This window comes from Terrimonas pollutisoli (assembly GCF_029360765.1).
Taxonomy (GTDB): Bacteria; Bacteroidota; Bacteroidia; order Chitinophagales; family Chitinophagaceae; genus Terrimonas_B; species Terrimonas_B pollutisoli.
In genome coordinates this window covers 60,639-72,915 of sequence record NZ_JARKNA010000010.1, presented here as the reverse complement: position 1 = coordinate 72,915, position 12,277 = coordinate 60,639, and the positions used below count along the sequence as shown (strand labels likewise).

Genomic DNA, 12,277 nt, shown 5'->3' with positions numbered 1-12,277 from the left:
CGGTGACCAGTGCCATTTAACTTGCTGCCGGATCAATGAATCTTATCGCTCATCCGTTGGTTTCACCAATCGTATCAGGGCACTGCTTCCTTCTGTGCTTTCAAGTCTCGCCTCATATCTTTTATCACCAACATTCGCCACCATATATGATGTGTTAGGAGGAATAGAGCCAAGGTTTTCTGCAACCATAATGAGTTCATTGGAGGAATTCAGTTCCGTGACTGCCAGCTTAATTGAATAAGCTTTGTCGGTTAGCCGGATATGTTCAAAAATTAGTTTATCATTCAGGAAAAGGGAAATAGAGTCTCCATCAATTTGTGCGTTGTCATAGAAATGAAGTTCTACAGAGTCACCGCTAACAGGAATTTCAGTAGCAAAGACCTTTTTGCGGGCAGTATATTTTTGTTCGATGCCTGATGGTTTGATTGGCTCAACCGGCATAACTGTAATTGTAGATTCCGGCTTGGGAAACTCAATTTGCGTCGGTGTTGGTTCAGGTATTGAGATAACGGACTCTTCTTCCCTGAAAGGTTTCACAGGCTGATCTTCAATTGTTTTTTTTGCTGTTGCTATCAGGTCAACACTATCAATGATCTCGGGGTCATTCGCTCCCACCGTAAAATTTTCCAGCACAAAATCCCATTCATCAGAAAAGTTGGACCAGTCGGTTTTATCAAGGTTCACTTCACCGGCCCGTTCATTTTCATTATCCACTTTGGAAGCCTTTCCACCCAACATCATACGACCATAACCAGGGCAATTGAAATCTGCTCTTGATAAAAGAGGTGTTTTACCTCCTGAAGATCCGCGGCCGTTTTCTTCAATCAACTGATCATCCCACCACACTGCTTCATTTGTGCCGGGATCAAAATATCCTTTGATACTATATCGCCGGTAATTATTTGGTGATTCATAATAGTAAGTAGTTCCCGTTAAACTGCCACCTTTCTGAACAATTTTTACTTCTACTTTTTGCCGGTTGATTTTTCCTGTCCATACACCGGTTATCATTTGGGCTTTAATGGCAATAGTTCCACTACTAAAAAAAAGAAACAAGCTGATGATGAACTTTAGTTTTTCCAAGGTGGTACGGTTTGGTGAAAGAATAGAAACTTGTTTTAGAAAATATTATTTTGAAAATAGCCAACATTTTTGCCAAACTGTAAATAGTTCACGGAATATTAAGAAGCTTTTTTGTTATAGACGTGTCTTTCATAGGTAAGATTTTATCTTTACACGTATTTTATGCAGGCAAATCCCTTATTTATTTTACTACAGGAAAATGCTACGGATTTTTCAGCGGTAGTGCCTTTTTCCGCCGGAAGGGACAAGTTGCTGGCATTGAATTTTACTGCAGCTAATACTGAGCTGACGGAAACTGTTTTACAGGATACCCGACTGTTTACACAATGGATCAATCAAAAACTTCAGGCCGCTAATGCGAGATATGGTATTGGTGGATATGCTGAGCATCGTACGGTTTATAGCCGAAGTAAATTGTTTGATTCATCCGAGATTACAAAAACGCAAAATGTGAAAACGAATGCGGATGAACCCCGTCGACTGCATTTGGGAATAGATATTTGGGGCAAACCTCATACCGCCGTGATGGCTCCTTGCAATGGTATCGTTCATAGTTTTGCTTTCAATGACTCCTTTGGTGATTATGGTACTACGATAATCTTAACGCACCAGTTGAAGGGTGTTACATTTTATACCTTGTACGGACATCTAAGTTTAAATTCCATTAAAAACTTACGGGAAGGTGAGCTGATTAAACAGGGGGAAATATTTGCTGAATTTGGCTTGCCACATGAGAATGGCCAATGGCCACCACATTTACATTTTCAAATCATTGCTGATTTGCAAGGTTGGGAAGGCGACTATCCCGGTGTTTGCAAGTTTTCAGAAAAAGAAAAATGGTTGAGTAATTGTCCTGATCCGGATTTGATTTTACAGATGAACAAGTATCTATGAATAAAAAATGTGTTATTGTCCAATAAGAGTACTGGCAATATTTTCCCATTCCTGTTCTAAGGAAAGGGCCGGTCTTTTTTTTCCTGCTTTAGAATACCAGTAGTCGGCATTCCAAATATCACCTTCTTTGCGATGCAGGTAAGCATGAATCCAGGCAGCATTTTTATCTTCAATATCCTGGATGATGTTGTGGGATTGTTCCCAGTCTCCCTTCCCTTCATACCAAAGCGATCGAAGATAGACTGATAGTTCCGCAGGAGGGGAAACTTGTGAAAGACTTTCCCTGAATTGTTCAAAGTTCATTTTCAAAAATAGCAATCCTTCAGAAACAAAGTTGCGTGTCAAAGCAGCCAAAGTATTTTATTTTTTTAATTCCCCTTTAGGGGATAGGGGTTAATTTTACCGCATGGCAAACCCCAACCTGAGTAAGGATAAAGAAAATTTAAGTGCCGCCGACCGGGAGTTCGAAAACAATATCCGGCCTGCACATATCAGTGAGTTTTCAGGACAGCCACAACTTATCGAAAACCTGCAAATATTTATCAAGGCGGCGAAAATAAGAGGCGAGGCCTTAGATCATGTATTGTTTCATGGTCCTCCTGGCTTGGGAAAAACGACTTTATCACGTATTGTCGCCAATGAGCTGGGAGTAAATATCAAAGAAACCTCGGGACCAGTTATTGAAAAGCCCGGCGACCTGGCGGGACTACTTACTAACCTGGAGCCGAATGATGTTCTATTTATTGATGAGATTCACCGGCTCAGTACTGTAGTCGAAGAATATTTGTATGCAGCCATGGAAGATTTTCGGCTTGATATTATGATCGACAGTGGCCCCAATGCACGGAGCATACAAATAAATTTGAATCCATTTACCCTGATCGGTGCTACCACAAGAAGCGGATTATTAACGGCTCCCTTGTTATCCAGGTTTGCTATTAAATCACGACTCGAATATTATTCTGCTGAAACATTAAATAAGATCATTCACAGGTCAGCCGCAATCCTGGGAACTACCATTTCCAACGATGCAGTAGCAGAAATCGGTCGCAGGAGTCGCGGCACACCCCGTATTGCTAACGGCCTTCTTCGCCGGGTACGGGATTTTGCCCAGGTGCTGAATGATGGAGATATTGATCTCGGCATCACCCAACATGCATTAAAATCGTTGAATGTCGATGAATATGGACTAGATGATATGGACAATCGTATCCTGCTTGCCATTATCGAAAAATTTAAAGGCGGGCCTGTTGGTATCACCACGATAGCAACCGCCGTGGGTGAGGAGGCTGGAACACTGGAAGAAGTGTATGAACCTTTCCTGATACAGGAGGGTTTTATGCAACGTACTCCACGGGGCCGGGAGGTAACGGCAAAAGCCTACCAGCACCTTGGCAAGATCAACCCCGGTATGAACACTGCCGGCACCTTATTTTCTTAGGCTAAGTAAAACATTGGTGGCCCAATCCTTTCACTATTCCTAAATAGATTGTAAGTTTGAGAGCATAATTCTTACTGCTACAACCATTTTCCTCAAAGAAACCCTGGCCTTATTTCCATCATTATGAAAAGTCGTTAATTCCTTTGCTATGAGGAATCATCTGTCAATGAATCAAAAGCTAGCAGATGAGAAAAGCACTTACCCTGATCGTTATTCATTTTCTTTGTTTGTCTATCCATGCGCAGGTAAAAACGGGAAGCATCAACGGCATTGCAAAAGATAGTCTTGATCAACCAATCGCTTTTGCTACTGTAACGCTTGCATACCTGCAAAACCCGCAGACATTTTTACAGACTACTTACAGCAACGAAAAAGGCCATTTCAATTTTTCGAAAGTAGACACCGGTAGCTATTTACTGCAAATCACACATACCGGATTTGCAGCAAAGCAACAACAAGTAACAATTACTGTTAGTCAGCAGATAGAATTGGGGATAGTAGTATTAGCCAGAAAAGGAACAGAACTAAAGGCGGTAACGATTGAATCCAAAAAGCCGCTGGTAGAAGTGGAAGAAGATAAAGTGATTTTTAATGTTGAAAACGATCCATTGGCCAAAACAGAATCGGCGATGGATATTTTGAGAAAAACACCTTTTGTAACCGTAGATGGTTCGGATAATATTGCTGTCAATGGTCAAAGCAGTTTTAAAGTGCTGCTGAATGGAAGAGAGACATCCATGTTTGCCCGAAATGTAAAAGATGCATTAAAGGGTTTTCCGGGATCGCTTATCGTAAAGATTGAAGTGATTACATCGCCTTCTGCAAAGTATGACGGAGAAGGAGTGGGCGGCATTATCAATATTATTACAAAGAAAAAAACAAAGGGCTATAATGGATCGTTGACGGCAAACTATACTACCAACCAGGAGTACTATCATAGCGGCAACCTGTCGGTCAAACTGGGAAAATGGGGACTTAGTCTTTCTCACTATCTTAATAATGGCGATAAAGTGCCCAGCAGTTCCTATAGTCAAACTACCCCTTTTATTACAAGCGTATACAGCCGCAGAACGCTGGCGGGAAAAACGATTGTCAATTCATATGGTACTTCAGAAAATGCTGAATTGGTTTTTGAAGCCGATAGTGTAAACACTTTTTCTCTCTATGCCGGGCGTTACAATAGCGATAACAAAACATTTTCGAACACCTATATAACCACGGAATTTCTGGCTGACCCCCCGATCACGGCGAATCTCAATGAAACCAATCATACGGTTTATCCAGGAGAAAATATCGGTCTTGATTTTATTTCGAAAGGAAGAAGGAATAAGGAAAAAGAATTTTCTATCAGGCTAAGTGCCGACAGGGGAGAAGATGGATCGATTATGAATAGTGTGCAGGATAGTTATTCGGGCAAACGATATATCATTAACAACAATGATGCGGATAATGAACAATTCATAGCACAAATGGATTACATTCTTCCATTTAGAAATAATCACCGGCTGGAAGCAGGTACAAAGTTGATCATGCGAAGAGCCAGTTCAGATTTTAAAAGCCTGGTAAAATATGATGCCGCCGCGGAATATGAGCCATTGCCCAGGAATACGGATTATTTTAACTATGAACAGGATGTTTACAGTGCTTATAGCATCTATAATCTAAAAACAAAAAAAAGCAGTTATAAATTTGGCCTGCGTGTCGAAAAAACCCTGGTACATGGAGATTTTGTAACTTCTAAAACTACGGTGAAGCAGGATTATATTAGCTTTCTGCCCAACGTTCAATTTTCCTGGAAGCTATCCAAGGCATATAGCCTGGCGCTATCCTATAGCAAACGGCTACAACGCCCCTATATCTGGAACCTCAATCCTTTTATCAATACAAATGACTCGTTGAATATTTCTTATGGTAATCCTGAACTGGACCCACAAACTTCACATAGTGTCTCCATGCAAAACCGTTTTCAAATGGGCTCCACCTTTTTGGGGATTACATTTACAGGCAGCTATAGCAATAATAGTATTGTTTATTATTCTTTTTTTGATGTGGCAACGGGTGTCACAGTCAACACGAACGCTAACCTGGGAGAGGATAAAAGAGTGGCCATGAATGCTAACCTGAACACAAGATTTAATCCTAAATGGAGTTTTTCGCTAAATACAAACCTTACTTACAACCGGGCACGAAACAAATACGCAACCAGGCCGCCTAACGAAGGATTTAGTGGTTATGCCACCATGAATACGAGTTATGCTTTCTCAAAAAGATTTCTTATGAGTGGCTGGGTCAGCTATTGGCGGCCATCTGTCAGTTTTCAATCGGTAAGAAACAGCAATGTGTGGTACAATACTGGACTTACTTATAAAATGATGAAAGAAAAACTAAGCCTGACTGTCTCGGCACTGAATTTTTTTGAGAAAGAAAAGATATTTACCAACCAGGTCAACGAAGATTTGTTTTGGAAAAAATCAAAATCCATCTACCCTGGCCAGGTATTTACGTTTGGCTTTACTTTCAACTTTGGCAAACTGAAGGAAAGAGTATCGAAGAAAAAAGGCGTCTCCAATGATGACCTGATAGGGAAGGAAGCAAATTGATAAATACCTGGCAAGTTTTATAATATTCCATAACAAAAAGGGACTGAAAGTTTCCTCTCAATCCCAAAAATCTCATAAATCTCCGTTCAGACTATTGTACCACCAGTCTGAAGCCATTACCATGAATATTCACGATCTCGATCTTTGGATCATCTTTCAGGTACTTCCTTAATTTGGCAATATAAACATCCATGCTGCGGCCATTAAAATAAGTATCACTACCCCAGATCTTTTTCAGGGCCTGGTCTCTTGGTAAAAGATCATTCAGATGCTCGGCCAGCATTTTCAGCAATTCATTTTCCTTGGGTGATAAAGTTTGCGTTATGCCATTATGCGACAGCTGACGAAGTTTGGGATTAAAATGATAGCTGGCCAGGTCAAATTCCTTGTTCTCTGTTTCCTTGTTGATCTCCTCGTTTCTTTTCAGAATAGCTTTTATTTTCAGCATCAGCACTTCGCTGTCGAAAGGCTTGGTGATATAATCATCCGCACCCAGCTTATAACCCTGGATGATATCATCCTTCATTGTTTTGGCACTCAGAAAAAACAACGGAATATCCGGATCTACATCTCTTATTTCTTCAGCCAGGGTGAAACCGTCCATGTTGGGCATCATCACATCCAGCAGGCAAAGGTCAAATTTCTCCCGTTGAAAAGCGGCAAGACCCAAACGGCCATCTCTTTCCAGCGTAACATCATAGTCGTTTAATTCAAGATAGTTCTTCAGTACACTTCCTAAGTTTGGATCATCCTCACACAACAAAATTTTGGGTTTCTTTCCTTCCATAGTTTTTATTTTATAGTTGTTAGACGTACAAATAAAATTAAATCATTTGCCAAACATGGCCGCAGCTAACTAATATTTTGTTAAGAGTACCTGTATTTACCCTATTCATGCTCATTTTTTAATTTTGCTGTTCAAGAATACTACTATGGCAATGCATATAACACCTGACAACAGGCTGAAGAAGCTAATCGTAATCGGAGATCGTCTACTGATCAAGCCCACGAAACCGCATGAACAAACCGCCAGTGGTCTTTACCTGCCACCAGGCGTGCAGGAAAAAGAGAAAGTGCAGCAAGGTTATGTCATTAAAACAGGTCCGGGTTATGCCATCCCCATGCCCGTAGAAGACGAGGCCTGGAAAGGTGAAGAAGAACAGGTGAAATATGTACCGTTGCAGGCAAAAGAAGGCGATCTCGCTATTTTCCTGTTAAGCGGTGCAACAGAAGTGATCTACGAAAATGAAAAATATTTTATCGTGCCGCAGAGTGCTGTGCTGATGCTGGAGCGGGAAGAAGATCTGTAATTGCTTAATGTGAAAGTAAGTTGTAACTTTAAAACGAGGTAATAGTTTATGATTAAAAACCCGTTACATCCGCCTAGAACAGCAGTGGAAGTATTCAAAATGCTTCCTGAAGGTGTGAACTGCCAGGTCATCGAAAATGTTTTGTATATGTCGCCAGCACCATCATTCAACCACCAGGATGTTGTTTCCGAAATTCTTACCCAGATCCGGCTTGCGACAAATAAGTCAAAAACCGGTAAATGTGTCGCTTCTCCTATCGACGTTTTTTTAGATGATGAAAACGCATATCAGCCTGATATTGTTTTTATCAGTTCGGCAAGATTGTCTATTATTAAAGAAGATGGAAAGATATATGGAGTGCCTGAACTTATCGTTGAGGTCTTGTCGAAGGGCAACCAGGATCATGACCTTGTAAAAAAGAAAGCGGTTTATGAGCGTTGCGGAGTAAAAGAGTATTTCATTGTGGAGCCATCTTCAAAGCAAGTGATTACCTATTATTTGAAAAGAAAAAAATTTGAAGAGCAAAAGGCGGTGAATGCTAAAATAGTTTCTGCTCTCTTGAAAAAGACATTTAAATTTTGAATTTATGCGCCTGCTTACTTTTTCGTTTGAATAAGATATGTGCCCTTGCTATTCCTCTCAATTCTATTACCTTCCATCAAAATTTTCTTATGTCTGACCAGGCGAAATTTCTTGAAACAGTTAAATCAGGTTACACATTCAAGGGCGATAGTTTTAAGATTGGTTGTGCCATGTTGGATGGAGACGTGGTAAGTGGCGCCGATGTTCAGATACCTTTTAAAACAATGAATCGTCACGGGCTGATAGCGGGAGCTACCGGAACGGGAAAAACAAAAACGTTGCAGGTACTGGCAGAAGCATTAAGTGACGCCAGTGTGCCGGTTTTATTGATGGATATTAAAGGTGATCTCAGCGGTATTGCCGCTGAAGGATCAGTAAATGATAAAATTAAAGAGCGTTATCAAAAGCTCAACCTGGAGTACAAGCCTGCTGCTTATCCTGTAGATCTTTTAACATTGAGTCATCAAAAAGGAGTAAGGCTGAGAGCCACCGTAAGTGAATTTGGTCCCGTACTGCTTTCAAAAATTTTGGGATTAAATGACACACAAGGCGGTCTTGTTGCGATGATCTTTAAATACTGTGATGACAACAAATTGCCCCTGCTTGACCTGAAAGATTTTATTAAAGTGCTTCAGTTCGTCAGCGATGAAGGAAAAGCGGAGCTGGAAAAAAGTTATGGGAAAATATCGACTACTTCCACAGGAACAATACTGCGGAAGGTGATCGAGCTGCAACAGCAGGGCGCTGATGTTTTTTTTGGCGAAAAAAGTTTTGAGGTGGATGACCTCATGCGCATCAGTGATGATGGTCGTGGTATTATATCCATCGTTAGGGTAACGGATTTGCAGGACCGGCCAAAGCTTTTTTCTACATTTATGCTGCAACTGCTGGCAGAATTATACGCCACCTGTCCTGAAGAAGGCGACCTGGACAAGCCGAAGTTGGTGATGTTCATCGATGAAGCCCACCTTATTTTCCAGGAAGCTAATGATGCTTTGCTGCAACAAATTGAAACGATCATCAAGTTGATTCGCTCCAAAGGAATTGGAATTTATTTCTGCACACAAAACCCGATGGATGTTCCGGCTTCGGTGTTAGCTCAGTTGGGACTAAAAGTGCAGCACGCCCTTCGTGCATTTACCGCGGCTGACCGCAAGGTGATCAAACAAACAGCAGAAAACTACCCGGAAACAACATACTACAAAACAGAAGACCTGATTACACAACTGGGAATTGGCGAGGCATTGGTGACAATATTGAATGAAAAAGGCATTCCCACGCCATTAGTACATTGTATGCTGTGCTCGCCACGAAGCAGGATGGATATTTTGTCTGAAGGGGAAATAGATAACATCATCGGCAAATCAAAAATTGCTACTAAGTACAACCAGGTAGTCGACAGCCAGAGCGCCTACGAAATATTAACCGATAAGCTAAATGAAGCAGCTGAACGATCTGAAGAGATCGAACGGCGGAAGCAGGAAGAAAAGCAAACAAGAACTACCACCAAAAAGGAAAAAGGATTTTTTGATGACCCGGTTGTAAAAAGTATGACCCGTACCGCTGGTAATACCATCGTCCGTTCTTTATTGGGAGCATTGGGCCTGGGTGGAAGAAGCAGGAGAAGAAGTTTGTTTTAGGAATTGTTTTTCCCTGCTACGATTGCGTATTGATCGTTTAACTCACACGCAATGAAAACCGTTTTTATCACCGGAGCTACAGGTTATATCGGTCAGCGATTAATAAAACAACTGCTGCATCGCGGTCACCAGGTTATTGGCCTTGTAAGAAAGGGCAGTGAACAAAAACTTGAGACCGGCGTAAAAGCAGTGATTGCCGATCCTTTTGACAGTCTTTCTTTCGAATCATCGATCCCTAAAGATTCAGTATTTGTACAGCTGCTGGGTGTCGCTCATCCTTCTCCCGCTAAAGCAAAACAGTTTGAAGAAATCGATTTAAGAAGTGTAATTGCTTCTGTTGACGCCGCCGTGAAAGCAGGAGTTACTCATTTTATCTATGTCAGCGTAGCTATGGCTCCGTCGCGGTTGATGGCAAGTTGCCAGCAGGTGCGAAAGAATGGTGAAATGTATTGTAAAGCGAGTGGATTAAACTGCACTTTTATTCGTCCCTGGTACGTGGTAGGTCCAAAACATTACTGGCCGGTTTTATTGCTGCCGTTATACGGTATTGCGGAAATAGTTCCGGCATGGAGACAGAAAGCAAGAGGGATGGCTTTGGTTACGATACATCAAATGACTCGTACGCTTATAGCGGCTGTTGAAGCTGAATCGCTACCGTTGCAGGTGATAGATATCAAAAAAATCCGTCATGCTCGTTGAGAGTGGTTGAAGAGCTTATGTCAACCTGAGCCAGCCTTTATCATCAATTTTAATTTTATTTTCAGCCTGGAGGAATTCAATCACCTTCCAGGCTTTTTCTTTTTTAACGTCATTTAGTTGTAGCAGCAGATCTTTTATATGTATAGTTTTCCCTGGTGTGATTTTTAAAATAGCCGTATGGATGAAATCAAACTCCTGCCTGCTTAGTTCAACTGTTTTCTGGCGAAGACAGTTGTCGCAAATGCCACATGGCCTTAATGCATCATCGCCAAAATAGAAACCGATCACCTGGCTGCGGCATTGTAATTCTTCTTTTACAAAATGGATCATTTGCTTTGACCGGCTCAGGAATTTTTCTTTTCGTTGCTTATAAGCAGCCATGTTGATGGTCAGCTCTTCTGTTTTTATCCTGTTCCTTAAAAAATACAATTGTGGTGTATCCTTTCGCGGGATATATTCGATGACACCGGTCCTGTCGATTTCATGGAGTTGCTGTTTGACCTCCTCTACGTCTTTCTTTATTAGTTGGGCGACTACCAGTTCAGAAATAAAGGAAGGATGATCAAATATTCCTTCATAAGCCCGCAACAAGGTTTTGAGTACTGGCTCTAGTTTGGAATTGTCTGCTTCAAAACTGTATAGCCGATCCTTGGTGACAGTAAACTGCACGGTGGAGGGACGAAAGACTTGCTCATTAAAAGAAAGCCAGCCGTCCTGTTCCAGGGCCTTCAATGAATAAAGTACGGTGTGGCTGTTATGTTTAAATTTTTTCAGAAAATCCGCAATATCAAAATCATAATAGATCCCTTCACCAACGCCTACAGGTATCTGCAGATAATTGGCGACGGATTGATATATTTTCCTGATCTCATCCTGCGGGGGAAAACGCAATGCAGCTAACTCAGCAAGTTCTGAAAGTTCTTTTTCATCATATAACAGAACTGCATAAGCTCTTTTTCCATCACGGCCCGCCCGACCGGCTTCCTGGTAATAGTTTTCCAGGCAATCCGGCATGTCTGCATGGACAACAGATCTTACATCCGGTTTGTCAATGCCCATGCCAAATGCATTGGTGCAGACAATTACCCTTATTTTGTTATTGATCCAGGCTTCCTGTTTCCTGTTTCTTTCTTCCTGTGTGAGGCCGGCGTGATAATAATCGCTGGAAATGTTTTGAAGATGTAATAGTTCACTGATCTCTTTGGTTCGCTTGCGGCTTTTACAGTAAATAATACCTGTACCCGGCACTTTGTTTAATATTTCAATGATCTTATTGATCCTTGAATCAACATGGAACACACTATAAGAAAGATTGGCTCTTTCAAATGACTGCCGAAAAACTTTCCATGCCCCAATCAGCTCTGTTTTTATTACTTTTTCTTTTATGAGGCTGTTGTAAGTCTCCCCTATGGGGGGAGATTTAGAGGGGGCCGTTAATTTCTCACAAATATCTTTCTGCACTTCGGGGGTAGCCGATGCAGTTAAGGCCAAAATAGGAACTCCCGGCAATTCTTCCCGAAGAGCAGCAATTCGCAAATAAGGCGGGCGAAAATCATAACCCCATTGCGATATACAATGGGCTTCATCGACAGCGATCAACTCTATACCCATACCGGGTAGATATTCTTTGAATAGTGCTGTTTCTAATCTTTCGGGTGAAACATATAAAAACTTGCAGTTACTTTCTGTAACGACTTTGAGAGTGTTGACCACTTCCTTATAGCTCATGCCAGAGTAGATAGCATAAGCAGTAATGTTTTTTTTTCGCAGGTGTTCCACCTGGTCTTTCATCAAAGCGATCAGTGGAGAAATAACAAGGCAGGTGCCATCTTTGGTCATGATGGGTACCTGGTAGCAAAGTGATTTGCCGCCTCCTGTTGGCATTAGGGCCAGTGTGTCGTCTCCATTCAAAACGGAATGAATAATTTCTTCCTGTAATGGACGAAACGAATCAAAGCCCCAGTGTTGTTTTAATATCTGGTGAATATCCTGCAAGTAAATCTGTTGTAAAATGAAGGTAGTAAAGAT

The 12,277-nt window shown here is 41.4% G+C and carries 11 protein-coding genes; 7 read left to right on the top strand and 4 right to left on the bottom strand.

Going from position 1 to position 12,277, the window contains the following annotated elements; translation table 11 throughout:
* Window positions 1-42 precede the first annotated feature (42 nt).
* Window positions 43-1,083 (bottom strand): hypothetical protein, encoded by a 1,041-nt coding sequence (locus P2W73_RS16235; protein WP_276503129.1) that lies wholly within the window; start codon window positions 1,081-1,083, stop codon window positions 43-45.
* 162 nt (window positions 1,084-1,245) lie between these two features.
* Between P2W73_RS16235 and P2W73_RS16230 the strand changes: the two genes are divergently transcribed.
* Complete coding sequence (locus tag P2W73_RS16230) at window positions 1,246-1,977, top strand: peptidoglycan DD-metalloendopeptidase family protein (protein WP_276503128.1); 732 nt, start codon at window positions 1,246-1,248, stop codon at window positions 1,975-1,977.
* Window positions 1,978-1,989: 12 nt separating this feature from the next.
* On the opposite strand, the gene P2W73_RS16225 is transcribed toward P2W73_RS16230, so the two are convergent.
* A complete protein-coding gene (locus P2W73_RS16225) occupies window positions 1,990-2,331 on the bottom strand; it encodes a hypothetical protein (RefSeq protein WP_276503127.1) in 342 nt (113 codons plus the stop codon).
* Window positions 2,332-2,383: 52 nt separating this feature from the next.
* Here P2W73_RS16225 and ruvB point away from each other — a divergent pair, with 52 nt between their 5' ends.
* Both ruvB and P2W73_RS16215 read left to right on the top strand, forming a co-directional pair.
* Window positions 2,384-3,418 (top strand): Holliday junction branch migration DNA helicase RuvB, encoded by a 1,035-nt coding sequence (gene ruvB / locus P2W73_RS16220; RefSeq protein ID WP_276503126.1) that lies wholly within the window; start codon window positions 2,384-2,386, stop codon window positions 3,416-3,418.
* A gap of 185 nt (window positions 3,419-3,603) precedes the next feature.
* Window positions 3,604-6,018, top strand: coding sequence for an outer membrane beta-barrel protein (locus P2W73_RS16215; protein ID WP_276503125.1), 2,415 nt, complete (start codon window positions 3,604-3,606; stop codon window positions 6,016-6,018).
* 91 nt (window positions 6,019-6,109) lie between these two features.
* On the opposite strand, the gene P2W73_RS16210 is transcribed toward P2W73_RS16215, so the two are convergent.
* A complete protein-coding gene (locus tag P2W73_RS16210) occupies window positions 6,110-6,805 on the bottom strand; it encodes a response regulator transcription factor (protein WP_276503124.1) in 696 nt (231 codons plus the stop codon).
* A gap of 145 nt (window positions 6,806-6,950) precedes the next feature.
* On the opposite strand from P2W73_RS16210, the gene P2W73_RS16205 reads away from it, so the two are divergent.
* From P2W73_RS16205 to P2W73_RS16190, 4 genes are all read left to right on the top strand, one after another.
* Window positions 6,951-7,328 carry a co-chaperone GroES gene (locus P2W73_RS16205; RefSeq protein WP_276503123.1) on the top strand — a complete coding sequence of 126 codons (378 nt, stop codon included), beginning with the start codon at window positions 6,951-6,953 and terminating at the stop codon, window positions 7,326-7,328.
* A 48-nt stretch (window positions 7,329-7,376) separates the two neighbouring features.
* Window positions 7,377-7,910 (top strand): Uma2 family endonuclease, encoded by a 534-nt coding sequence (locus P2W73_RS16200; RefSeq protein ID WP_276503122.1) that lies wholly within the window; start codon window positions 7,377-7,379, stop codon window positions 7,908-7,910.
* A gap of 89 nt (window positions 7,911-7,999) precedes the next feature.
* Entirely contained in the window at window positions 8,000-9,550 is a 1,551-nt protein-coding gene (locus P2W73_RS16195; protein ID WP_276503121.1) for a helicase HerA-like domain-containing protein, read from the top strand.
* Between the two features lie 51 nt (window positions 9,551-9,601).
* A complete protein-coding gene (locus tag P2W73_RS16190) occupies window positions 9,602-10,249 on the top strand; it encodes an SDR family oxidoreductase (protein WP_276503120.1) in 648 nt (215 codons plus the stop codon).
* Between the two features lie 15 nt (window positions 10,250-10,264).
* Here the strand turns inward: P2W73_RS16190 and P2W73_RS16185 are convergent, their stop codons facing one another.
* A complete protein-coding gene (locus P2W73_RS16185) occupies window positions 10,265-12,244 on the bottom strand; it encodes a RecQ family ATP-dependent DNA helicase (protein WP_276503119.1) in 1,980 nt (659 codons plus the stop codon).
* Between the last annotated feature and the right edge of the window lie 33 nt (window positions 12,245-12,277).